Consider the following 24,467-nt stretch of genomic DNA (forward strand, 5'->3'; position numbering starts at 1 on the left):
AGTCATGCACTCCGAACCGCTTCCACGAAACGGCTCATCAATATGGGATCCTTGGCGCCCGGCGCCGACTCGACGCCCGATGACACGTCAACTACGTCCGGCTTGAGATGGGCGATCGCCTGGGCCACGTTATCCGGCGTCAGACCGCCGGCGATCACGAGTCTCGCCTGTCGTGGCACCGAGGCGAGCGCAGCGGCAGCCGCCGCCCAGTCGAACGATCGTCCGGTACCGCCCAGCCCATTCGCGCCCTTCGTATCGAGGACGACTGCGTCGGCACACTGAAACAGCTCGTGGGCGTCTCCCCGGAGGGCGCCGTCGACAACCGGCAGGACGGACCAGACCTCGGTAACACCAATCGCGCGCGCCGCCATCACTGCTTTGGGCGACGAGTCGCCGTGAAGTTGCGCGACCGACAGCGGAACCGAAGTGACATAGTGGTTCAGTTCGGTCGCGTGCGGCGCGCCGAACACGCCGACGCGACGCGCCGAGCCGGAATGGCGGAGAATCGACGCAGCTTCACCAAGGGTGCGATTACGCGGGCCGCCTGCGAAGATCACGCCGACATAATCACACCCGAGCGCGACAGCCGCCTCGACGTCACCCGCGCGCGTCAGCCCGCAGAACTTAATTCGAACGTGCATCGCGCTCCACGGCGACATCAGTGAGCAACCCCACCAACGCGCCCGCGTCCTCGGCAGCCGACACCGCGGAGCCGATCAGCACCGCGTCCGCGCCTGCCCCGGCCGCGCGTTGGACGTCGTCCCGCGACGTCATTCCGCTCTCGGCGATCGCCACGACATGGCGAGGAATGAGCGGCAGAATTCGTTCGACGGTACCCGGGTCGATTACGAGCGTTTCGAGGTTCCGATTGTTCACGCCGATGATCGTGGCCCCGGCGTCGAGGGCACGCTTCAGCTCGACCGCATCGCGCACCTCCACCAGCAAGTCGAGACCGATCTCCGTTCCGGCTTCAATCAGCTCGGGTAGCGCCGGCATCGACAGGGCGCGCGCGATGAGCAGCGCGGCCGAAGCCCCATTCGCACGCGCCTCGTGGAGCTGAACGGGTGCCACGATGAAGTCCTTCCGGAGAACGGGAATCGGGACGCCGCGCGCGACCTCCCGCAGATCCCTTATGGAGCCGCCGAACCGTTCCGGCTCCGTCAGGACGGAAACCGCAGCCGCGCCCGCCTCGGCATAGCAGCTGGCACGGGAGAGCGCGTCGAGGTTCGGGTTTATCGAGCCCTTGGATGGCGAGCGCCGCTTGACCTCGGCGATAATCCCTACCGTCGGGCGGAGCAGCGCCTCACGGAAGGAAGGCGCTGGTGGCGCCGATCGAGCGGCAGCGAGCAGCTCCTCCTCGTGGGCGAGGAGAGCGAGAGCGCGGCTAAAGGACGCCTGCACCAGCTCGCCGAGCGTGCCAGAGGGAGGGGTCCAGCTACGCCGCGGTGCGGAAAAAGCTTGCGTTTCGGGCATTCTTCGGATAACGTACTGGTTCGGCGGCTGTTCGGGGTCAGCCGTGCATGCAGACCCACCCTCTAGGAATCTGGCGATGTCGCTGACCAAGCGCCAACGGGAAATTCTCAGTTATCTCGCTGAGTACACCGAAGATAACGGCTATGCGCCGAGCTTCGAGGAGATCGCGGCGCGATTCGAGTACAGCTCGCTGGCAACGGTCCACGAGCACCTGAGCAATCTCGAGCGCAAGTCTTACATCAAGCGGCGCTATAACGAGAGCCGCGGTATCGAGATCCTTCCGTCCGATCAGTATCCACGCGCCGTTCAGGTTCCCCTCATGGGAACCGTCGCCGCCGGTATGCCGATCGAGGCTATTCAGACGCACGAGACGATCGCGGTGCCGGAAGATTTCGTGCATCGCGGCGGCAATCACTATGTGCTCCGCGTCCGAGGAAACTCGATGATCGAGGACCACATATGCGATGGCGACTTCGTGGTGGTCAACGAGCGCGCCTCATGCGACAACGGTGAGACGGTCATCGCCCTCATCGATGGCCAGTCGGCGACGGTCAAGCGATTCTATCGCGAGCGCGACGGCCGCATCCGGCTGCAACCTCGCAACGATACGATGGACCCGATCTACGTTCACGAGAACGACGTCGCGATCCAGGGAATAGTCGTTGGGGTGATGCGGCGCTGCTAGTGTAGTGTCCGATCGATTGTGAGAGCGTTACGACAGGGCCGTCATTCCGCGCCTACACGCGCGGTAACGCTTTTCGCAGTCGTTCGAGGGCCGCTGTCGCAGAACCATCCGCGATTGCGGCCCTCGCTCTTTTGACACCCGCCGCCAACGAATCGACCATCCCGGCGACGTACACCGCCGCTCCCGCGTTCGCGACGACCGCGGCGATCGCACCGGCGGGCGCCGTGCCGGCGAGGCAGCTTCGTATCAGCTCGGCGTTCTCCGCGGGCGTTCCTCCAATCAGCTCCGACGGCCGCGCCACGTCGGCGCCGATCGATTCCGGATCGCACTCCCACTCGGTGATCACAGCCCCACGGATCTCCAGAATTCGCGTCGGTCCGAGCGGCGAGATCTCGTCCATTCCGGGCGCACCATGCACAACGAGCGAATGAACCGTTCCGAGCGCCGCAAGCGCGTCGGCGATCACGGTCACGCGCGCCGCATCCGCCACGCCGATCACCTGCCGGCCGACCGATGCCGGATTCGCCAGCGGCCCGATGATGTTCATCACGGTTGGAATTCCAAGCTCGCCGCGCACGGGACCAACGTGTCGCATGGCGGGATGCATGCGGGGCGCGAACATGAACACGATGCCCGCACTGTCGTACGCGCGCCGCATTGCATCCGCATCGACGTCGATGTTGACGCCCAGCGCTTCGAGAACGTCTGCGCTACCGGATTTGGAAGTGAAGGATCGGTTGCCGTGTTTCGCTATGCGCACGCCTGCGCCGGCAGCAACGAGGGCGGCCGCCGTGGAGATGTTGAAAGTCCCGACCGTTCCGCCTCCGGTTCCGCACGTATCGACGATACCGTCGTGCTGCGGGAGATCCAGCCGAACCATCGCGCGCCGCAGTGCGCTCGCCGCACCCGCAACGACGTCGGCGCTTTCACCGCGCACGCGCAAACCGGTCAGCAATGCCGCGATCTGTACCTGCGATGCGTCGCCGCGCATGACGACGTCGAACGCGGCCGTGATCGCGTCCTGCGTGAGCGGGCGGTCGTGCGCAAGCGCGGCTATCGCCGCCTGAAGCGGTGCAGGAGCGGGTGTCGTCGTCATGACGTATAGCTACTCAGGAGCGGGCAGTCTCCGCTACCTTGTCCAGCTCGGCCAGTCGAGCTTCGAGCTGGCGGATGAGATCAGTCTGCGCGCGCAGCGTCGCGTCCTGATGGTGCAGCTGCACGTGCGTCCGCTCCAGGCGATCCACGGCGTTCACCACCTGCCCTTCCACTGCAACCAGTCGTTGCTCGGCAGCGATGGCGCGCCGCTCGGCGGCACCGACCGCGTCGCGCAACTTGTGTATGACGTCGCTCGTCCCCGCGCGCTGTGCTGCGCGGAGCCGCTCGACCTCGCGCTCCAGGCCAGCTACCGAACTTGCATGCTCGGCGCGCATCCGCGTCGTCACGTCGTGCAACGCGGACACTGCTTCGAAACGCGCGTCACGTTCGTAAAACCGGGCGTACGCCAGCTCGAACAACGTCGCCAGCGGCGCCGCACGCTCGAGGAGCTTGGACGAAGACCGGCGACTCGAATCGTACAGCGCCAGCGCGGCTGCAAGCGCGCCCTCGAAGACGACGCCCTTGAGCAGGAGTCTGAAGTCGCCCACCCCGGCATCGACGCCAAGCAGGCGTGCGTATTGCGACCCCTGGTCTCCGACGTCCGCGAACCGCTGGCCCGCCAGCACCGCGTACTGCACCGTTGGCGGCAGATGATCGAGCGCGAGGAGTGCGTAGGGCGGAAGTGCACCGTCGGGCGCACTGTCAGCCACCAGTTGTTCGTTGACCAGCGCGTTGCGCCGCGGATCGACCGTGAGCAGCACGAAGCCGGTGCGCCTGTCGCCACCGGAAAGCTCTTCGTGGACCAATCGGAGCGCTGCAGAGGCGTCCGGGGCCAGAGCAAGATCAGCCGCGAGCGCGGGAAGAGATTTCACGGACATCCGATGCTGCGAGTTTGCGTCCTAAATCGTGACTTGTCAATGCTTTGCGTTGCATCGGCGCACAGATTTCCTGCGCGGCGAATTGCTTGACATCATCGGTCGACCGGATAACTTCCGGCCCATGCGGGAGCGGACCGTGCAACTCGTACTGCAGTATGACGGGTCACGGTTCGCCGGATGGCAGCGCCAGCCGGCAACGGCGACGGTTCAGGGTGCTGTCGAAGGCGTACTCGAACGACTGTTCGAACGCCGGGTAACGTTGATCGGAGCTGGACGGACAGACGCAGGGGTTCACGCGCGAGGACAGGCTGCGCACGTGCGAGTGCCGGAGACGTGGAACGCCTCCAAACTTCGCCGAGCGCTCAACTCGCTGCTCCCACACGACGTCTGGATCGCACAGGCGCACAACGTTACCGATCAATTCCACGCCCGCTACAGCGCCATTTCGCGACGATATACGTATCAGCTGGGGACGGACGACGAGTCCGCCTCACCATTCAGGCGCAGGTACGAATGGCGCGTCCCATGGCAATTGCACGATGAATCGGCGCTGTCGACCGCAGCCGAATCACTCCTGGGCGAGCATCAGTTCTACGGCTTCGCGGTTCGCGGCACGGCCCCGGAAACCGATCAGCACCGCTGCACCGTGACCTACGCCGGGTGGGCGCGACGCGGTGGGCGGCTCGATTTCACCATCGAGGCGAACCGATTCTTGCACCATATGGTGCGCTTCCTGGTCGGCACGATGATAGACGTCGCGGCGGGACGCAGGAAACCCGAATCCTTCCTCGAGTTGCTTGCCGCACCGAACAACCTCGCCGTCTCCCCGCCGGCCCCGTCGCACGGTCTGTTTCTCGACCGGGTGACCTATCCGGCGCACTTCTATCTTGAGGGCGTATGAAGATCTTCGTTCAGAGCGCATCGGTCGCAGAGATCAGGGAGTTTGCTTCGGCAGGTCTGCTCGACGGCGTAGTTCTTTCGCCGGTGGACCTCGCGACCGAGGATCCATCGGCGACCCTGCTGGACAGACTCGCTGAAATCACCGTCGATTTCGGCGTTCCGGTTTGCGTGCCAGTCAGCGCGATAAGTGGCGCGGACATCTACCGGGAAGCGCGTGACATCGCGCGAGTATCGGAGCATGCGATCGTGCAGATTCCGTTCGTCGAAGACGCCGTGTCGCCGATTCGAAAGCTGGTTGAAGACGGCGTGCGGATCTGCGCCACGCAGGTGTATTCCGGCGCGCAGGCGTTCATCGCGGCCAAGCTCGGCGCATCGATGGTCGCAACCGACGTACGCGAGATCGACGCCCAGGGGCGTCCGAGTGCGGAGATGGTTGCGCAGATACGCGCGGTGATCGACAAGTGCAGACTCGAGTGCGACGTCGCAGTGACGGCGCCGCAGAGCTCCATCGCTTTCACGAGCTATCTGCTCGCCGGCGCCGACGTCGCATATGTCACGCCGGAGTTGTTCGGCTCGTTGCTTGTGCATTCGCTCACGGACCGCGGCGTCGACCGATACCTGAGCGCGCTCTCCAGACGTCACAAGCCGAGGAGCCTGTAGGCAATGAAGCGGATAGCTGTGGTCGCGATCATCGCAGCGGCGATCGCATGCAAGGGCGGATCATCCAAGGCGCAACAGATTACCGTCGCGCAACCCTCTGCCAACGCGCAGGTCGATGCGTCCCGGCGCACGGCGATCACGGCTGCGGTCGCGCGCGTCGCACCGAGCGTTGTGACTGTACAGACGGAAGCAGTGGAGCACGTTCCGGCGGACATCATGGAGCAGTTCTTCGGCGGAAACTCCGCCGAGCGCCCCGTAGCGGGTCTTGGCTCGGGCTTCATATTGCGCAAGGACGGCGTGATACTCACCAACGCGCACGTCGTCCGCGGAGCAACACGAATCTCGGTAGCGCTGCGCGACGGAACGACGTATGTCGCCAAGCTCGTCGGCGTGGATGACGTGAACGATCTCGCCGTGCTCAAGGTCGACGCCTCCAACCTTCCTGTCGCACCACTTGGCAACTCATCGTCACTGATCGTCGGCGAGTGGGCGATCGCCATCGGCAACCCGTACGGTTTCGTGCTCGCCAATACGGAGCCAAGTGTTACTGTGGGAGTCGTCAGTGGCGTCGGGCGCAATCTCGTGGCTCCGCCACCAGACGCGGGAAATGGTGCGTACGTCGATATGATCCAGACGGACGCGGCGATCAATCCCGGCAATTCGGGCGGTCCGCTGGTGGACGCCGCGGGCGAGGTCATCGGCGTGAACAGCTCGATCTACTCTCCCAGTGGCGGCTCAGTCGGACTCGGCTTTGCCATTCCGATCAACCGCGCAGCACGCGTCGCAGACGACCTGCTCACGCACGGCTCGGTTCGCCGTCCATGGATCGGCGTCAAGCCGGCAGTAAGCGAGAGCCGCACGCTGGGCCAGCGCCCTCAACGTGGCGTCACGGTCGCAGCGGTGACCCCCGGATCACCTGCGGCATCGGCTGGAATCCGCAGCGGAGACGTGATAGTACGCGTCGACGCCCGACAGATACGGAACGCATACGACTGGGAAGCGGAGTTGCTGGAGCTGAGAGTCGGCGAGACGATTCCGATCACGTTGCAGCGAAGCGGGTCGGACAAGACCGTGAACGTGCGCATTGCGGATCTACCCGAGGTGAACGCGCCGCGAGTAACGGTGCTGCACGAGATCGAGCTGACGACGCTCACACCCGCGATTCGCTCGGAGCGCAACATCAGAAGTCAGTCCGGCGCCTACGTACAGAACGTGAGCCCGCGCGTCTCGGCGCAGATCGGGCTCGCGCAGGGTGACGTGATAGTTCAGGTGAACACAACGCGGATCACAAGCGCCGAAGATGCCGCGGCGGCGCTCAACAGCGGGAGAGGTGTGGTAGTGATGTATGTCGAACGGCAGGGCCAGTTCTACTCGACCGAGTTCGTGACGCAGTAGATGCACGATACATATTCGTCACCGCTGTCCGCGCGATACGCGTCGCGCGCCATGCTGGAGCTGTGGTCGGCCCAGGAGCGCCATCTGCTCTGGCGTCAACTGTGGATCGCACTCGCGGAATCGGAGATGGAGCTTGGCATCGACATCCCCCAATCGGCGATCGCCGAGATGCGCGCCGCCGCTGCCAACATCGATTTCGACGCCGCGGCGAAGTACGAGCAACGCTTCAGACATGACGTGATGGCGCACGTGCACACCTTCGCCGACGCGGCGCCGGGTGCGCGGCGCTTCATACATCTGGGTGCGACCAGCGCTTTCGTCACCGACAACGCGGACCTGATATTGATGCGGCGCGCACTGGCGATGCTTCGCAGCCGTGCAGTGGACGTCGTACGCGCACTGGCTGCGTTCGCAGAGAAGTGGAAGGACGAGCCGACTCTCGGTTACACCCACATTCAGCCGGCGCAGCTTACGACTGTCGGAAAGCGGGCGACTCTGTGGATCCAGGATCTCGTACTCGACATCCGAGACATGCAGTATCGGATCGACTCGCTACCGCTGCGCGGCGTCAAGGGAACTACCGGCACTCAGGCGTCGTTCCTGCGGCTCTTCAATGGCGACCACGCGAAAGTGCGCGAGCTGGACCGGCTCGTCACATCCAGAATGGGCTTCTCCTCCTCGATTCCCGTCAGCGGTCAGACGTACACGCGAAAGCTCGACGCCGCGGTGCTTGGCGCGGTGGCCGGCGTTGCAGCGAGTGCGGCGAAATTTGCCAGCGACATGCGCCTGCTGCAGTCGTTCGGTGAGGTGGAGGAACCGTTCGAGAAGGAGCAGATCGGATCGTCGGCGATGGCATACAAGCGAAACCCGATGCGCTCCGAGCGGATCAATTCGCTCGCGCGGTTCGTGTTGTCGCTCGAGCCGAATGCAAACGAGACCCATTCGGTGCAGTACTTCGAGCGTACGCTCGACGACAGTGCCAACCGACGACTCGTGATCCCGGAAATGTTTCTTGCGACCGATGCGATAATGTTGATCATGCGAAACATCGCGTCCGGACTCGAGGTTCATCCCGCCCGCATTGCGCGCCGCGTCGCGGATGAACTGCCATTCATGGCGACCGAGGAGCTGATCGTGCGCGCCGTGGAGGCGGGTGGCGATCGCCAGGAAGCACACGAGGTGATCCGGAAACACAGCGTCGCCGCGGCGACTGCCGTGAAGGACGGCGCGAGTCGCAACGACATGCTGGACAGACTCGCTGCCGATCCCGATTACGCCGTCCCCATCGACGATCTCCGGAGCGTGCTTGACGCACGTAACTTCGTCGGCCGCTCGAGCGAACAGGTTACCGAGTTCCTGCGCGAGGTCGTTGATCCACTGCTGAACGACTCGGCCGACACCCTTTCAACCGAGGCGCTCAGGGTATGACGACGCCAATCAGCACAACGTCGCTTCCCTTTCCCGTCCTCAGGCATGGAAAGGTCCGCGACGTCTATGAGATCGATGCAGACCGCCTGCTGCTCGTCGCAACGGATCGCGTGAGCGCATTCGACGTCGTGCTGGACCAACCAGTGCCGCACAAGGGTGCAGTGCTGACCCAGCTCACGGCGTGGTGGCTCAGCCAGATCCGCAACGTCCCCCACCACATGATCACGGCCGACGCATCGGAGATAGTCTCGCTCGTGCCGGCGCTCCGCGCGCACCGCGACATGTTGCAGGGACGTGCGATGCTCTCGCGCCGCGCGAACGTATTTCCGGTCGAGTGCGTCGTCCGCGCATATCTGTCGGGCAGCGGATGGAAGGACTACCTCGCGACCGGAAGACTTGCGGGTGAAGCGTTACCCGCCGGAATGGTGGAGAGCCAGGCGTTGCCGGAGCCGCGCTTCACACCGGCGACCAAGGCCGAGTCGGGACACGACGAAAACATATCGCGCGCCGAAATGAGCAATCGGCTCGGCGCGGTCGCCGGCCGGCTCGAAGAACTCTCGCTGGAGCTTTTCCGCTTTGGATCCGGCGTGGCGGAACGGGCCGGCTTGATTCTCGCGGACACCAAGTTCGAGTTCGGAGAACGCGATGGGGAGGTTATATTGGTGGACGAAGTCATGACTCCCGACAGCTCGCGTTTCTGGGCGCGCGATTCCTATCGCGCCGGTACGACGCCGCCGAGCTTCGATAAACAGCCGCTGCGTGATTACCTGCAACGGCTGCGCAATGAAGGCAAATGGAACGGCGACGCGCCCGGTCCGAACATTCCGCCGGACGTGATCACGGCAATGAGCAACCGGTATCTCGAGGCGTACAGACGCCTCACCGGATCATCGCTTTCGATCGGTAACGCAACTTGAGCTTCGCGCGCGAAGGTTGGCCATTCATCGGAATCGGTGTCGCCGCCGTGATCATTGCGTTCATTGCGGCGCTGCACTACCGGTCGTGGCCCGTATGGCTGCTCGCGATTCTCATTACAGTCGTCGCCCTCTGGTGCGCCTACTTCTTCCGCGATCCCGAGCGAACGGGTCCACGCGGCGCAGATCTGATCGTCGCGCCGGCTGACGGCAAGATATTGATGATCACCAATGTCGACGAGCCGCTGTTCGTGCACGGCAAGGCGACCCGAATTTCGATCTTCATGAACATCTTCAACGTGCATGTGAACCGCTATCCGGTAGATGGACGCGTGGATTTCGTGCATTACAACAAGGGCAAGTTTCTGAATGCGGCCGCCGAGAAGTCGAGTCTGGAGAACGAGCAGATGTCGGTCGGAGTTACGACACCGGCGGGAACTCGGATTCTCACGCGTCAGATTGCCGGACTGATCGCGCGTCGCATAGTCACGTACAGCAAGGTCGGAGACGAGGCCCATCAGGGCGAACGATTCGGCATCATTCGATTCGGATCGCGCGTCGATGTCTTCATCCCCACCGACGCGACAGTCAACGCGAAGCTGGGTGACATGACGACAGCGGGTACGACTGTTCTTGCGGAGCTCAAACGGTGAGTGCGCGCGTCGCTGGGACCCATCATCATCGGCGTCGCCCAATGCGCCGCGCCGTGATTCTGCTGCCCAGCGGTCTCACGATCGCGAATCTCTTCTTCGGCATATTCGCGATCGTCGCAGCCGCACGTGGAGATCCGTCGCGCGCCGGTCTGTACGTCGTTCTCGCCGGCATCTTCGACGTTTTCGACGGCCGCGTCGCTCGCGCGACCAACACCGGATCGCCACTCGGATCCGAGCTCGACTCGCTGGTCGACATCGTTTCGTTCGGTGTCGCGCCTGCGATGATCATGTACTTCGCGGTTCTCAATCGCGAGGGATGGGACTGGGTATTTTCGTTCGCCTTCATAGCGTGCGCCGCATTGCGCCTTGCACGCTTCAACGTCGAGCAGGCTGGCCGCGCAAAACGCTACTTTCACGGCCTGCCGAGTCCGGCGGCTGGATTGACTCTGGCCACGTACTACTGGTTCAGCCAGACGTCGCTCTACAACGATACAAACATCGCGAACCTTCAGTGGCACGTGATGCTCAGGTTTGTGATGGCGGGCCTCGGCGCGCTCATGGTGAGCGACGCATCGTATCCCGCCGTCCCAACCGTCGGCTTCAGGTCTCTGCGCGAGATACTCGGCACGATCGTCGTGCTGGGCACGATCATCGGCGTGTTCTTCGTACCCAAGCAATTCTTCTTCCCCGCGTGCCTGGCCTACGTGCTGTATGGTCTTGGAAGATCCGTGCTGCTCGGCTTGCTCGGACGTCCAACTTTCAGCAGCCACGACGCGGATCTCGAGAACGACGAGGAAGACGAGACGGAGCTCGAGCCCCTCGAGCGCCCAGCGAATGCCGCACTCGCCTATTCGCCGTCGGAAACGACCAACGTCACCAGACGCCGTCGTCGTCGCCGTCGTCCCAGGCGCGATCGGCCCGGGAATGACAATCCGGACGAAGCTCCCCCTTCACCCGAAACTTGAGGTAGCTGTGCAGTTATACCGCGTTCCCGTTCAGATCATCCCGCGTCCCGGAATTCTCGATCCGCAAGGCGCAGCGGTTGCGGGCGCGCTCCGCAGCCTCGGTTTCAATACGATTGCCGATATACGAGTCGGACGCTTCATCACGGTCGACGTCAACGCGGCGAGCGCCGCCGATGCCACGAGCGCGGTTCGCAGCATGTGCGAGAAGTTGCTCGCGAATCCGGTGATCGAAGACTTCGTGCTGGAAGAGCCGACACTGCAACAGGGCGGTCAGTCGTGAAGTTCGGCGTCGTCACATTCCCCGGATCGAACGGCGACTACGACGCGTGCCATGCAGCGGCGGACGCGATCGGTCAGGAATGCGTGTATCTCTGGCACAAGGACCACGACCTCAAAGGCTGCGACGTGATCGTCCTTCCGGGTGGCTTCAGCTACGGCGATTACCTGCGGCCCGGAGCAATCGCCCGCTTCAGTCCGATCATGAATGAAGTCGTCGCGCATGCGAAGCGCGGCGCACCGGTTCTCGCAATCTGCAACGGCTTTCAGGTCGCATGCGAGGCCGGGTTGCTTCCTGGAGCACTTCTGCGGAACGCATCGCTTCGGTTCGTCTCACGCCTCGTCACGATGCGCGTGGAGAACGACTCGAGCATGTTCACGCATGAATATTACAAGGGCCAGATACTGTCGGTGCCGGTGGCACATGGAGATGGTCGCTACACGGCTGATCCCGACGTAGTTGCGAGATTGGAAGGCGAAGGGCGCGTCGCATTCCGGTATTCTTCCGCGGGCGGCGACATCGGTGATGAGGACAACATCAACGGCTCGGTGAACGGAATCGCGGGAATCATCAACGCAGCGGGCAATGTTCTCGGTATGATGCCCCACCCCGAGCGAGCGGTGGATCCGGTGATCGGTTCGACCGACGGCCTCGGCGTGTTTCACTCGCTGCTCGATGGAGTACCAGCCTGACATGAGCGAAGTTCTTCCCCGCCCCGGCGATCCGGAAATCACCCCCGCGCTTGTCAGAGAGCACGGTCTGACAGAGTCGGAGTTCGACCGCATCTGCAACATGCTTGGCCGAACGCCGACGTTCACGGAGCTCGGAATCGTGAGCGCGCTATGGAACGAGCACTGCTCCTACAAGCACTCGCGTAACACTCTGCGTACGCTGCCTACCGAAGGTGCTGCCGTCATCCAGGGCCCTGGCGAGAACGCAGGCGTCGTCGCAATCGGTGATGGCGTCGCAATCGCGTTCAAGATCGAGTCGCACAACCATCCGTCCGCAATCGAGCCCTATCAGGGCGCCGCAACCGGTGTGGGTGGAATCCTTCGTGACGTATTCACGATGGGCGCGCGCCCGATCGCGATGCTCAACTCGCTGCGATTCGGCTCACTCGATAGCGCGCGCAACCGTTATCTGTTCGCCGGCGTCGTCAAGGGAATTGGCGACTACGGAAATTCCGTCGGCGTACCAACCGTAGCGGGTGAGATTGTTTTCGACTCTGCATACGATGGCAACCCGCTGGTCAACGCGATGTGCGTCGGGATGTTGCGCGAGGATGAGCTCATCCGTGCGAAAGCCGAGGGAGTCGGAAATCCCATTCTCTGTGTCGGCGCGCGGACCGGGCGAGATGGGATTCACGGAGCGTCGTTCGCGTCCGAAGATCTTTCCGAGGCGAGCGAGGCGAAACGTCCACGAGTTCAGGTTGGCGATCCATTCACCGAGAAGCTTCTGCTCGAAGCAAGTCTCGAGCTGATCCGCAGCGGACACATCGTCGCGATTCAGGACATGGGTGCCGCCGGTTTGACTTCGTCGTCCGCCGAGATGGCGGCGCGCGGCGACGTTGGAGTCACGATCGATACGAGCCGCGTCCCCGTTCGTGAAGCAGGAATGACGCCTTACGAGATACTGCTCAGCGAGTCGCAGGAGCGCATGCTGGTAGTGGCACTCGAAGGTCACGAGCAGCAGGTTCGGGAGATTCTCTTCAAGTGGGATCTCACCGCTGAAGTGATAGGCAAGGTCATTCAGGAGCCCGTTTACCGCGTGACCGAGGGAGATCGCGTAGTCGCGGAATTTCCCGGCTCCGCACTCGTTACAGAGTGTCCGCGCTACGACGTTCCGGCCGAGGAGGGACGCGAGGCGATCGCGAGACGCAGCATCGACGTCGCGGCGACGAAGGAACTGGCCGCGGAGGCCGACCCGACGTGGACATTGCTGCAGCTTCTCGCCGCTCCCACAATCGCGAGCAAGCGGTGGGCGTATCAGCAATACGACTCGACGGTGCGAACCAATACTGTCATTGGGCCTGGCGGGGACGCAGCAGTTCTGCGAGTCCGTGGCACCGATCGCGCCATTGCGCTCAAGACAGATTGCAACGGCCGGTACGTCACGCTCGATCCAAGAGTTGGCGGCCGCATCGCTGTCGTCGAATCGGCTCGCAACGTCGCATGCACCGGCGCGCGTCCGCTCGCGATCACCAACTGTCTCAATTTTGGAAACCCGACACGCCCTGAGATATTCTTCCAGTTCAAGGAAGCCGTTGCGGGAATTCGCGAGGCCTGCATCGCGTTGGACACACCAGTCACAGGTGGAAATGTCTCGTTCTATAACGAGAGTCCGACCGGCAGCGTGCATCCAACGCCGGTCATCGGAATGCTCGGCGTCATCGATTCGCTCGAACACATCACCCGATCGACGTTTCGCAATGCGGGAGATGCGATAGTTCTTCTTGGTGATTGCACCGACGAGATTGGCGGCAGCGAGTACCTGGCGACGATCCATGGCGCGATCGGCGGAGCTCCGCCGGCCTGCAATCTGGATCACGAACGCAGCCTCATCGCCACGCTGCTGGAAGCGATCAGGGCCGGAGTGGTCGCTTCAGCGCACGATTGCAGCGATGGTGGTCTGGCGATTGCTGTCGCCGAATGCATCATGGCGAACCCTGAAAGGATGTTCGGCGCGGACATCGATCTCGGCGCTTGGGATTCGCTCCCACTCCGCGCCGTGCTGTTCGGCGAAGCACAGGGCCGCGTGGTCATTTCGTCGGGCGAGGCGGACCGCGTGCTGGAGATAGCGGCACGTAATGGCGTACCGGCTCGGGCGATCGGAACGGTTACCGACCTGGCTGAAGGTTTTACGATCCGGACAGGTGGCAGAGTGTTGAAAATTGGAACCGAGCAGGCAGCCGCGGCGTATCATGAGGCTATCCCGCGCATCATGGACGCGGCGCCCCAGAGTGCCGCAATCGAAGAAACTGAAGGAGTGAAGGTCTAGATGTGTGGTGTATTTGGCATTTTCGGTGATGACCGCGCGGCATCGCTGACTCAGCTCGGGCTGTATTCACTACAGCACCGTGGTCAGGAGTCCTGGGGAATGGTATCGGTCAGCCCCGAAGGAGTCGCCCGCGCGACGCGTGCGATGGGGCTCATCTCCGAAGCAAGTACGCGGCAGGTGCCGCTGGATGGGCGGCTCGCGATCGGCCATACCCGTTACAGCACCGCTGGCAGCTCGACTATCGAGAACGCGCAGCCGATACTCGCGCGCTCGCGCGACGGCCATATCGCGATCGGACACAACGGCAACCTTATCAACGCGACCGAGCTGCGCAGCGATCTTGAAAATGAGGGATCGATCTTTTCATCGACGATCGATTCCGAAGTGATCGTGCATCGCATCGCCAAGGCCCCGGACGGTGCGCCCGAAGTACGGCTGGCCGCTGCGCTCGCACCGGTCGAGGGAGCGTACTCGCTCGTCGCGATAATCGGCGAGACGCTGCTCGCGGCACGTGACCCGCGCGGCTGGCGACCTCTCGTGATGGGCGAAGTGAACGGCGCGATCGTTTTCGCATCCGAATCGTGCGCGCTCGACATCGTGAACGCGACTGCGATTCGCGAAGTCGCGCCCGGCGAGATCATTGCAGTCGACGCAAGCGGGATACGCTCGATCTTCCCGTTCGAGCGCAAGGCGTCCACTCGATGCGTCTTCGAGTATGTCTACTTCGCACGACCTGACAGTCGCGTGTTCGGCGGCTCCGTAGATCGGGCCCGTCGTGCGCTCGGACGTCAGCTCGCGCGCGAGGTTCCGGCGCCGAATGCGGATCTCGTTTTCGCCGTCCCGGACTCGTCCAATTCCGCGGCGCTGGGTTTCGCCGAGGAGTCGCACCTGCCGTACGAGCTTGCGCTCATCCGCAATCACTACGTCGGGAGAACCTTCATTCAGCCTGAGCAGGCCGGCCGCGACGCGAAGGTGAAGGTGAAATACAACGCGGTACGAGAAGTGCTGGAGGGAAAGCGCGTCGTCATGGTCGACGATTCGATCGTGCGCGGAACCACCACACGTGGGCTCGTGGCGATGGTGCGCGCGGCGGGTGCGGTCGAAGTCCATATGCGTGTCAGCTCGCCACCCGTGACCGGACCCTGCTACTACGGCATCGATACGCCCAACCGCGAGGATCTTATCGCTGCGAACTTCACGGTCGACGAGATAGCGAAACACATCGGTGTCGACTCGCTTGGCTACCTCTCGCTCGACGGGATGCTCAACGCCGTTCCAGACGGGCCGGAAGGGTTCTGTCACGCGTGTTTCTCTGGCGACTATCCGACACTACCCCCGACCGATCCGGACAAGCTCCGGTTTGGTTGCGGCTGCTGACGTGACGCAGAAAGTCTTCTTCTTCGGCGGAGGAGCGGCCGAAGGTACGAAAGACATGAAGCGCACGCTCGGCGGCAAGGGGGCCAATCTCGCCGAGATGACCAACCTCGGCGTTCCCGTACCACCCGGCTTCACGATCGCGGCGACCGAGTGCATCTCCTATCTGGAAAACGGCGCCTGTCCGCCTGAGCTGCGGGCGGAAGTCGCAGCGAACGTAGCGCGCCTCGAAGCAACATCGGGAAAGAAGTTCGGAGACGCGCACGACCCGTTGCTGGTCTCCGTACGTTCCGGCGCCGCGGTCTCGATGCCGGGCATGATGGAGACCATCCTGAATCTCGGTCTCAACGATCGAACCGTTGTCGTACTCGCGCGAGCGAGCGGCAGTGCACGCTTTGCGTACGATTCGTATCGCAGATTCATCCAGATGTACGCCGATGTCGTTCTCGGCGTGCCGTCCAGCGCGTTCGAGCACCTGCTCACTGCCAAGCGCATGACCGCGGGAGTCGAAAGCGACGCGGAGCTGAGTGAGGACGCGCTGCGTAATCTCACCGAAGAGTTCAAGGCGATAGTCCGCAACCAGACCGGGACACCATTTCCGACAGATCCCACCGAGCAGCTGTGGGGCGCGATCGAAGCAGTGTGGCGCTCATGGACGCTCAAGAAGGCGCGCGACTACCGCCGGGTGCACGCGATTCCGGAGACACTCGGCACCGCGGTCAATATTGTCGCGATGGTGTTCGGCAATCTGGGCGACGATTCCGGAACGGGCGTCGCGTTCACGCGTGACCCCTCCACCGGCGAGCACACGTTCTACGGCGAGTTTCTCGTCAACGCGCAGGGTGAGGACGTCGTCGCAGGCATCCGCACTCCGATCGCCATCGATCAGATGGCCACTCGCCTGCCCGCGGCGTTCGAGCAGCTCATGGATACGCAGGCACGACTCGAGCGTCACTTCTGCGACATGCAGGACATCGAGTTCACTGTCGAGCGGGGCCAGTTGTACCTGCTGCAGACACGCACGGGAAAACGAACCGCAGCAGCAGCCGTTCGCATTGCGCGCGACATGGTCGAGGAAGGACTGATCACGCAAAACGACGCGGTACGCCGCGTGCCCGCTGGACAACTGGATCAGCTGCTGCATCCGATCATCGATCCCGCCGCGCGTGCAAAGACACTGTGCGTCGGCCTCCCGGCGAGTCCCGGCGCCTCCAGCGGCATAGCGGTATTCGATCCGGACATCGCCGAGGCGCGTGCGGCTGATGGTACTGCCGTGATTCTCGTACGCGAGGAAACAACGCCCGAGGATTTCCACGGAATCGTTGCTGCCCGCGCGGTGCTCACGGCGCGCGGTGGGATGACCAGCCACGCAGCCGTAGTGGCCCGCGGAATGGGCAAGTGCGCCGTCGTTGGCTGTCGCGACATTCACGTCGATCTCGAACATCGTCGCTTCACCGTCGGGAACCAGACCGTCAACGAGGGCGACTACATAACACTCGACGGCGCGACTGGCCGCGTGTTCTCCGGTGCGCTCCCCACGATTCCGAGTGAGGTGGTGCAGGTCACCAACGGCACGATGCGCGAGAGCGCGGCGCCGCTGTACCAGGCCTACGCACAGCTGCTCGGCTGGGCCGACGAGGTTCGCACGCTCAAGGTGCGTGCGAACGCCGATACGCCGCGCGATGCACGCATCGCCCGCAACTTTGGCGCGGAAGGGATCGGCCTCTGCCGAACCGAGCACATGTTCTTCGAGGGCGAGCGCATCAACGCGATGCGCGAGATGATCGTCGCGCGCGACGAGGCAGGCCGCAGGCGAGCGCTCGCGAAACTGCTTCCGATGCAACGCGCCGACTTCGAGGGGATCTTCGAGGCTATGGACGGCCTGCCGGTCACCATCCGCCTGTTGGATCCTCCGTTGCACGAATTTCTGCCGCACGGCGGAGAGGAGAGCAAGCTCCTGGCACGGACGCTCGACATCCCCCGCCACGACCTGCAGCGGATCGTGGAGAACCTGCGCGAGACCAATCCCATGCTGGGCCACCGCGGATGCCGCCTCGGAATCACATACCCCGAAATCACCGAGATGCAGGGCCGGGCGATTTTCGAGGCCGCCGTCAAGGCCAAACGCCGCGGCATCGATGTGCACCCCGAAATCATGGTCCCGCTCGTCTCCGCGGTCACCGAATTCGACAACCAGCGGGCCATCCTCGAACATGCCGCCGAGCAGGTTCTGGGTGTCATGGGGGAAACCGTTCCGTACCTTATTGGGACTATGATAGAGCTCCCAAGGGCGGCGCTCACCGCGGGCGAAATTGCCAAACGGGCCGAATTCTTCAGCTTCGGGACCAACGACCTGACCCAGACGACCTACGGACTCAGCCGCGACGACGCCGGACGGTTCCTTCCTTCTTACGTAGAAAGTGGCATTTTTCCGGATGACCCTTTCCAGACCCTGGACCCAGTCGGAGTCGGCCGCCTGATCCGCATCGCGGTTGAGGATGGCCGAAAGGCCCGACCGGGCATTAAATTGGGCATCTGCGGCGAGCACGGAGGCGAGCCGCGCTCGGTAGCATTCTGTCATGCCACCGGCCTTGACTACGTCTCATGCTCACCCTACCGGGTTCCTATTGCCAGGCTCGCCGCAGCCCATGCCGCTCTTGAGGCCACCCCTGGCCAGTAGCGTGTATTCGTCGGCAATCGCCGGCCCGAGTCTCAACCTGGCGCCGCCTCGCCCCCTGAGGATCGCGCTGGTCACTGAGTATTACTACCCGCACCTGGGTGGCATCTGCGAGCATGTCCATTTTTTTGCGCGTGAAGCTCGAAAACTTGGCCACCACGTCGACATCATAACGTCCAATCTGCCAGGCGCGGTCGCGGAAAACGGTGTCATCAGGATTGGACGAAGCCAGCCGATCTACGCCAACGGCTCGCAGGCTCGCATCACGGTCGGCCTGTCGCTCCGCAAGGACATGCGCCGTGTCCTGCAGGAGGGACGCTACGATATCGTCCACGTACACTCGCCTCTCAGCCCGATCCTTCCGATTCTCGCGATCGAGGAGGCCGACTGCCCCACTATCGGTACCTTCCACACTTACTTCGATAAATCCGTCGGATATCAGCTCGGGCGCAAATATTTTCAGCGCCGGCTCGACATGCTGGAAGTCGCCATAGCCGTGTCGCACTCGACGACAATCGCCCTCGATCGCTATTTCGAAGCCGACTGGACCATCATTCCCAACGGCATCGACATCAATCTCTTCAATCCACACGCACCACTGCCACCGGGACTGCGTCGCGACGTCCCAGCCATTCTCTTCCTCGGCCGCTTCGATCCCCGTAACGGACTCACGACGCTCATCGATTCCTTCAAGCGCGTGCGCGGCAAGCAACGCGAAGCGCAGCTCGTGGTCGTCGGAGACGGTCCGCTACGCAAGCATTACTTCCGCGCAGCGGGCGACGATCCGGACATCACGTTCGTCGGATCGGTGCTGAAGGCACGCCCGAGCTACTACGCCCACGCCGCGATGTACGCCTGCCCGACCACCAAGGCGTCATTCGGAATAACGCTACTCGAGTCGATGGCATGCGAGACCCCGGTTGTGTGTTCCGACATCCTGGGTTTCCGCGACGTCGTCAAGGATGGGCGCGAGGCGTTGATGGTGCCGTGCGGGGACCGCGACGCACTCGCCGATGCGATGGTCACGCTGCTCGACGACGAGACACTGCGCACCAGGCTCGGGAAGACTGGCCGCCGCGAAGCGGAGCAGTACGCATGGCCGCGTGTCACCGAGCGCGTCCTCGAACAATACGATAGCGTTCTGGCGCGGCGTTCAGCGGCGGCATGATCCTACCCGTAGCCGCCGCGGTTGCTGCGGCGGGGACGGCTGCGTACGGGGCATTCTACAGAAACAGTCCCGTCTTCGGCAGCGTCCTGCATCAGCTCCCGACATCAGACAGTACCGTGTCGCTTACCTTCGATGACGGACCCAATCCGTACGCGACACCGGTGGTGCTCGATGCACTCGGCAAGGCCAGAGTCAGCGCGACCTTCTTCTTCCTTGGCCGACACGTCGAACGCTGGCCCGAGATCGCGCACCGCGCCGCCGCGGAAGGTCATCAGATCGGCAACCACGGCTACTACCATCGGAAGCTCCACCTGCGCGGCATCGGCTACGTGCGCGACGACCTCGGGCGTGGCAAGGCCGCAATAGAAGCCGCGTGCGGGGTCACACCCGCGTTCTTTCGCGCACCGCACGGATTCCGCAGCCCGTGGGTCACTCCAATAGCCCGCTCGCTCGGCGAGCGAACAGTCGGTTGGTCGCTCGGTGTCTGGGACACCGATCTGCCCGGCACGGATGCGATAGTGGCCAGAACGGTCGAAGGCGCCCGGCCGGGACACATCTTGCTCCTGCACGACGGCGATGGATACGACCCGGTTGGTGACCGCACGCAGACCGCTCGCGCGGTCCCGCAGATCGTCAGCAAGCTGCACGATCGCGGCTTCACGTTCGCGACTTTGCCAAGATGAATCGCGCTAGGATCGGCAGGTTGGTTCGCCTGACGTTGTCTGCCGCGATCATCGTTCTGCTGATCCTCTTCGCGAGGAAAGTCGACTGGGGCCAGGCATGGCACGCGATGATAACCGCGTCGCGTCCCTTGCTGCTCGCTGCACTCGCGGTGAACCTCCTCAGCCTCGTCGCGCGCGGTGTGCGATGGTGGATTCTGCTTCGCGCCGTTGGATCTCCGTCGCTGGCGCTGTGCATGCGCGCGACCTTCGCCGGCGCGGGTCTCAACAACGTCCTCGTCGCGAACGGCGGCGATGCCGCACGCATAGTGTTTGTCACGCGATCGAGCGGAGTGCCGGCGGCCCGAGTGCTGGCGACTGCTGCACTGGATCGCCTGTTCGATCCGATAGGCTTCATAGTGCTGCTCGCCGTCGGTCTCGCAGTGTTCACCCTTCCGTCAGAGTTTGAAGTCCTGCGTTGGCCCGTCGTCATCGCGCTGATCCTGATCACCGTCGCGCTCGTATGGCTGGCCAGGACGGCCCCCGACGCCGACGCCGAGCAGATCGTCGAGCGGCGGGCGATCCCTCGCGGATGGCGGGCCAAGGCGCTGGCGTGGCTCCGCGAATTCGGCGGCAGCATGCGCGAGCTGGCAACGGGCCCGAGGATGATCCCTCTGCTCGTGTTGACCATCCTGGCATGGCTGGGGCAGTTGGCGACATTCGCCTATGCTGCACGCGCAGCGCACACACATCTGCCTGTCCAGGGCAGCCTCGCTGCGCTCCTCGCCGTGAACGTGTCGCTTGTCGTTCGCGCCACGCCTGGCAACGTCGGTTTCTTCCAGTTCGCGTACGCACTTGCCACCGCCCCCTTCGGGACGATCGAAGCCAACGCGGTTGCCGTCGCGGTCCTGATCCAGGCGCTTCAGATAATTCCGACCACGTTGATCGGCGTCGCGCTCGCGCCGGAGTTCATCTTCCGCAGGAAAGCAAAAACGCCGGCTGCGGTATGATCCGCAGCCGGCGTTTCTGGTGTTCGTAGGGAGGTAAGTGGAGGCGCGGGGATTCGAACCCCGGTCCGAAGCAAGATTCACCACAGCATCTACGTGCGTAGCCTTCGCTTTTTTGTCTCTCCAATCGCGACCCGGAAGGCGGGGCTACGACTGGACAAGGTTCCTGTTATTTCGTGATTAAGGGGAAACCGCCCCTAGCCACTATCCCGAATTTGCAATACCTGGTCGGCGCGTCAGGAGCGCTCCGATTCAGGCAGGTGCAGTAACCGCTTTACAGCAGGTTACGCAGCCAGGGCCAAGTTGTCGTTGGCAGTTGTGAAGATTCCCAGATTTTTTTACGAGGTTCCAGGAACCTCGGCACGCGGCCACAGCTTCACTAACCCCGTCGAAGCCGGTCGCCCCCTTCACTTAAGATAACACCGTAAGCACGCGCAGGTTCCCGTCGCGCGGTCAGCCGAGCCCGCGTATGGGCGGGCCCCCGTGCCCGCCCCCGTGACGTCATTTAGCCACTGCCCGTCACGCGGCCGTGTCGCGCCGTGCCCGCATGTCGTACGACCACGGCCCCTGACGTTTTGGGCGATCGATGCACACACACACCCCGGCATCAGAGCGGGCGGGCACGGAGGCCCGCCCCTACGGCCTCGAAACGACTTTAAATGACGGTGCCTAAACCGTCACCCCAACGGACTATAACCCACCCGCAACAACCCTATCCCGACCTTCGCGCTTGGCCACGTACAATGCCCGGTCCGCCGCCGAAAACAACTCATCGCGGTCCCGCGCCCCTTCGGGATACGTCGCGAGGCCGAGCGAAATTGTCACGCGAATGTCCCTGCCGCCGATCACGAACGGCCTTCCACCGACCGCAGTCCTCAGGCGCTCGGCAAGCTGGCATCCGCCAGAAAGATCAGTCTGCGGCAGCAGCAGTGCCATCTCCTCACCGCCGTATCTGGCGCAGAGATCGACGTTGCGGACCTCGGCCTGCAATGCTGCAGCGACGCGCTTGAGCACCTCGTCGCCTACCTGGTGCCCGTAGGTGTCGTTGACGTGCTTGAACCGGTCGATATCGACCACCACGAGCGTGCACGACCCGCCAAAGCGGTTGGTCTCCATGACGATGCGCGTCAGCCGTTCCTCGAACTGCTGCCGGTTCGCCAACCCGGTCAGGGCATCCGTCCGCGCGCGTCTGTTGATCTCCTCGATCTCCCAGACGGTTTCGAGCGCATGCGCCGCCATGACGCCGAGCAGGCGCAGGTTCTTGGCGTCGGTCGGGCTGATCGTGATGGGCAGCTCGTTTTCCATCACGAGCGCGCCGATGACTCCGTCGCCACCACGTAGCGGGACTATCGCCAGCGCACCGAGCGGGTGCTGCTCCTCCTCGCCGCCGAAGACTACGAAACCACGGCCGCGGTCCGTCGCGTCCTCGATCAACACGGGGTAATCGCCAATGCACGCCGCGCCAACCTGGCTCTCAGGGGTGACGACAGACCCCGCCACTACGGGATGCCCGCGAATCGAATATGCGACCTCACCCGCCGGCCGCGAAGGGTTCCAGCGCACCAGCGCTACCCGTCGCGTCCCCATCATGTGCGATGCCGCAGTGCAGAGCGATGCGCCCAGATCCCCGATGGTCCTGTGGTCCTGAAGCTGTGTCGCCGTAAGCAGAAGAAGATCTGCGTGTCGTTCCGACTGCGTCACCGCGGCCTGCGCGTCGAGCAGCGAGCGAAGCGTCGACAACCTGCGGCCAAGCCGAGGGAGCCACGTGCGGAGCTGCTCCCGCGGAAGCTTGAGCGCGCCACGTTCTCCGGCAGCGACCGCCAGCACATGGCGCGCTCCCGTCGTCGATGGAATCGGCGTGGCGACAAATGCGACGCGCTCCCCATCCGTGGAAATCTCGCCGACGTTCTGATTCGCGGCCCACGCGATCAACCCCTTCGCGCGCGGGTCGAGCTGCGGCTCCTGCCCGTCGGCGCTCACGAACTCCATCAAACGCGGCGCAGCCGCCGGATCAGCTGCATCCCACACTGACGCATGTATTCCACCAAACAGCTCGCGAACATCCGCAAGGACGTCCGTGATGGGCGTGTGCTCTACCGATGGCGCCGAATCGGTACTACGCAGCCTCGGCGATCGCGTCGCTCGTTGTATCAGCGGTTCTCCCGACCAGGTCGTCGTCACCATTTCGCGCACCATAAGGGTGGGACAGGTAGTCGTCGAAGATTGCTTCGACCTCAGTGATGGATCGAACGGCGTACAACTTCTTGCGCAGCTCAGCCGATCCCGGCAACCCCTTCACATACCAGCCAAGGTGCTTCCGAAACTCAACGGCGGCGCCACGGGGATCGAGCTCGAACTCGTCAGCCATGTGCGCGTGCTCGAGCGCGATCGCGAGACGCTCGCGGATCGGGGGCGCCGGCCGCTTCTCGCGTCCCTCGAGCAGGTCACGCGTCTGATCGAAGATCCACGGCTGGCCGAAGGATCCGCGCGCAATCATGATTCCGGTGCAACCGGTCTGGCGATGCATCTCGATCGCGTCTTCGGCGGACTTGATGTCGCCGTTGCCGAGCACCGGAATGTCCAGCGCATCCACAACCGCCGCGATCTCATCCCAGCGTGCAGCGCCACTGTACATCTGTGCGCGTGTGCGAGGGTGCAGAGTGAGCACCGTCGCACCGGCATCCTGACACCGTAGCGCGATCTCCACCGGGTTCCGCATTTCCTCGCTCCAGCCACTGCGAATCTTGACCGTGACAGGCAACGGCGTGGCTGCCGCAACAGCCTTGATCACGGACTCGACGAGTCCGAGGTCCTTGAGACAGCCGGATCCGCCATTCCGCTTCACGACCTTCTTGACGGGACAGCCGAAGTTGATATCGATGAACTCGGGCTGAAAGACATCGGATACCAGTCGCGCAGCGTCGCCCATTGCTGCGGGTTCGGCGCCGAAAATCTGCACACCGATGGGACGCTCGTCGGCACCGAAGCGAAGTTTCGCGAGCGTGGCCTCATTCTCCCGCCGTATTGCTTCGGCCGAAAGAAATTCAGTTACGACTACGTCGGCGCCGAACCGGTGACAGATGCGCCGGAACGGGGATTCCGACACTCCCGCCATCGGCGCCAGATACAGTGGCGTCGCTGCAGCGATTGGGAATGGGAATGTCCTGGCCATGACTCTGAAGCTAATGTTCGCCCCGAGGGTGGGCAACGCGCGTATTTGACATGACTGTGGGCCGAAAGTACCTTGGACGGTTCACCTCGA

Annotated in this window: 22 protein-coding genes and 1 other RNA gene; 16 read left to right on the forward strand and 7 right to left on the reverse strand. The window is 63.4% G+C overall.

All coding sequences use genetic code 11. The features are described 5' to 3' along the window. Positions 1-2: 2 nt before the first annotated feature. Positions 3-641, reverse strand: a complete 639-nt coding sequence (locus V4529_03395) for a phosphoribosylanthranilate isomerase (protein MES2357368.1) — start codon at positions 639-641, stop codon at positions 3-5. Next, positions 625-1,473 carry an indole-3-glycerol-phosphate synthase gene (locus V4529_03400; protein MES2357369.1) on the reverse strand — a complete coding sequence of 283 codons (849 nt, stop codon included), beginning with the start codon at positions 1,471-1,473 and terminating at the stop codon, positions 625-627. The genes V4529_03395 and V4529_03400 overlap by 17 nt, the downstream gene beginning before the upstream one ends. A 76-nt stretch (positions 1,474-1,549) precedes the next feature. Here V4529_03400 and lexA point away from each other — a divergent pair, with 76 nt between their 5' ends. Further along, positions 1,550-2,158 carry a transcriptional repressor LexA gene (lexA, locus tag V4529_03405; protein ID MES2357370.1) on the forward strand — a complete coding sequence of 203 codons (609 nt, stop codon included), beginning with the start codon at positions 1,550-1,552 and terminating at the stop codon, positions 2,156-2,158. A 52-nt stretch (positions 2,159-2,210) separates the two neighbouring features. Here the strand turns inward: lexA and trpD are convergent, their stop codons facing one another. Then, positions 2,211-3,254 carry an anthranilate phosphoribosyltransferase gene (gene trpD / locus V4529_03410; GenBank protein ID MES2357371.1) on the reverse strand — a complete coding sequence of 348 codons (1,044 nt, stop codon included), beginning with the start codon at positions 3,252-3,254 and terminating at the stop codon, positions 2,211-2,213. Positions 3,255-3,267: 13 nt separating this feature from the next. Further along, positions 3,268-4,131 (reverse strand): hypothetical protein, encoded by an 864-nt coding sequence (locus tag V4529_03415; protein ID MES2357372.1) that lies wholly within the window; start codon positions 4,129-4,131, stop codon positions 3,268-3,270. 136 nt (positions 4,132-4,267) lie between these two features. On the opposite strand from V4529_03415, the gene truA reads away from it, so the two are divergent. From truA to V4529_03490, 15 genes are read left to right on the forward strand one after another with little or no spacing between them, the layout of a single operon-like run. Then, positions 4,268-5,032, forward strand: a complete 765-nt coding sequence (gene truA, locus V4529_03420) for a tRNA pseudouridine(38-40) synthase TruA (GenBank protein MES2357373.1) — start codon at positions 4,268-4,270, stop codon at positions 5,030-5,032. Next, positions 5,029-5,691, forward strand: a complete 663-nt coding sequence (locus V4529_03425) for a transaldolase family protein (protein ID MES2357374.1) — start codon at positions 5,029-5,031, stop codon at positions 5,689-5,691. The genes truA and V4529_03425 overlap by 4 nt, the downstream gene beginning before the upstream one ends. A 3-nt stretch (positions 5,692-5,694) precedes the next feature. After that, complete coding sequence (locus tag V4529_03430; GenBank protein ID MES2357375.1) at positions 5,695-7,086, forward strand: trypsin-like peptidase domain-containing protein; 1,392 nt, start codon at positions 5,695-5,697, stop codon at positions 7,084-7,086. After that, positions 7,087-8,514 carry an adenylosuccinate lyase gene (purB, locus tag V4529_03435; GenBank protein MES2357376.1) on the forward strand — a complete coding sequence of 476 codons (1,428 nt, stop codon included), beginning with the start codon at positions 7,087-7,089 and terminating at the stop codon, positions 8,512-8,514. It begins immediately after the preceding gene. Next, positions 8,511-9,431 carry a phosphoribosylaminoimidazolesuccinocarboxamide synthase gene (locus V4529_03440; protein ID MES2357377.1) on the forward strand — a complete coding sequence of 307 codons (921 nt, stop codon included), beginning with the start codon at positions 8,511-8,513 and terminating at the stop codon, positions 9,429-9,431. Before purB ends, V4529_03440 begins: the two co-directional genes overlap by 4 nt. Then, the gene (locus V4529_03445) at positions 9,428-10,081 is read left to right on the forward strand and encodes a phosphatidylserine decarboxylase family protein (GenBank protein MES2357378.1); all 654 of its coding nucleotides are present in this window, start codon (positions 9,428-9,430) and stop codon (positions 10,079-10,081) included. The genes V4529_03440 and V4529_03445 overlap by 4 nt, the downstream gene beginning before the upstream one ends. A gap of 41 nt (positions 10,082-10,122) precedes the next feature. Next, positions 10,123-11,046, forward strand: a complete 924-nt coding sequence (pssA, locus tag V4529_03450) for a CDP-diacylglycerol--serine O-phosphatidyltransferase (protein MES2357379.1) — start codon at positions 10,123-10,125, stop codon at positions 11,044-11,046. Between the two features lie 7 nt (positions 11,047-11,053). Further along, on the forward strand, positions 11,054-11,326 hold the full coding sequence (purS, locus tag V4529_03455) for a phosphoribosylformylglycinamidine synthase subunit PurS (GenBank protein MES2357380.1): 273 nt from the start codon (positions 11,054-11,056) through the stop codon (positions 11,324-11,326). After that, the gene (gene purQ, locus V4529_03460; protein ID MES2357381.1) at positions 11,323-12,015 is read left to right on the forward strand and encodes a phosphoribosylformylglycinamidine synthase subunit PurQ; all 693 of its coding nucleotides are present in this window, start codon (positions 11,323-11,325) and stop codon (positions 12,013-12,015) included. Before purS ends, purQ begins: the two co-directional genes overlap by 4 nt. Position 12,016: 1 nt before the next feature. Next, positions 12,017-14,320 carry a phosphoribosylformylglycinamidine synthase subunit PurL gene (gene purL / locus V4529_03465; GenBank protein ID MES2357382.1) on the forward strand — a complete coding sequence of 768 codons (2,304 nt, stop codon included), beginning with the start codon at positions 12,017-12,019 and terminating at the stop codon, positions 14,318-14,320. Then, positions 14,321-15,697, forward strand: a complete 1,377-nt coding sequence (purF, locus tag V4529_03470) for an amidophosphoribosyltransferase (GenBank protein MES2357383.1) — start codon at positions 14,321-14,323, stop codon at positions 15,695-15,697. 1 nt (position 15,698) lies between these two features. Continuing rightward, complete coding sequence (gene ppdK / locus V4529_03475) at positions 15,699-18,374, forward strand: pyruvate, phosphate dikinase (GenBank protein ID MES2357384.1); 2,676 nt, start codon at positions 15,699-15,701, stop codon at positions 18,372-18,374. Between the two features lies 1 nt (position 18,375). Continuing rightward, complete coding sequence (locus V4529_03480; protein ID MES2357385.1) at positions 18,376-19,539, forward strand: glycosyltransferase family 4 protein; 1,164 nt, start codon at positions 18,376-18,378, stop codon at positions 19,537-19,539. After that, complete coding sequence (locus V4529_03485; GenBank protein ID MES2357386.1) at positions 19,536-20,222, forward strand: polysaccharide deacetylase family protein; 687 nt, start codon at positions 19,536-19,538, stop codon at positions 20,220-20,222. The genes V4529_03480 and V4529_03485 overlap by 4 nt, the downstream gene beginning before the upstream one ends. Next, on the forward strand, positions 20,219-21,208 hold the full coding sequence (locus V4529_03490; GenBank protein MES2357387.1) for a lysylphosphatidylglycerol synthase transmembrane domain-containing protein: 990 nt from the start codon (positions 20,219-20,221) through the stop codon (positions 21,206-21,208). Before V4529_03485 ends, V4529_03490 begins: the two co-directional genes overlap by 4 nt. Positions 21,209-21,243: 35 nt before the next feature. Here V4529_03490 and ssrA read toward each other — a convergent pair. The 3 genes from ssrA to dusB form a co-directional block, all read right to left on the reverse strand. Continuing rightward, positions 21,244-21,611, reverse strand: a transfer-messenger RNA (tmRNA) gene (gene ssrA, locus V4529_03495). Between the two features lie 284 nt (positions 21,612-21,895). Beyond that, complete coding sequence (locus V4529_03500) at positions 21,896-23,389, reverse strand: GGDEF domain-containing protein (GenBank protein ID MES2357388.1); 1,494 nt, start codon at positions 23,387-23,389, stop codon at positions 21,896-21,898. Then, the gene (dusB, locus tag V4529_03505; protein ID MES2357389.1) at positions 23,322-24,377 is read right to left on the reverse strand and encodes a tRNA dihydrouridine synthase DusB; all 1,056 of its coding nucleotides are present in this window, start codon (positions 24,375-24,377) and stop codon (positions 23,322-23,324) included. The genes V4529_03500 and dusB overlap by 68 nt, the downstream gene beginning before the upstream one ends. Positions 24,378-24,467 lie beyond the last annotated feature (90 nt).

The organism is Gemmatimonadota bacterium, from assembly GCA_040388625.1.
In the GTDB taxonomy this organism is placed as follows: Bacteria; Gemmatimonadota; Gemmatimonadetes; order Gemmatimonadales; family Gemmatimonadaceae; genus Fen-1247.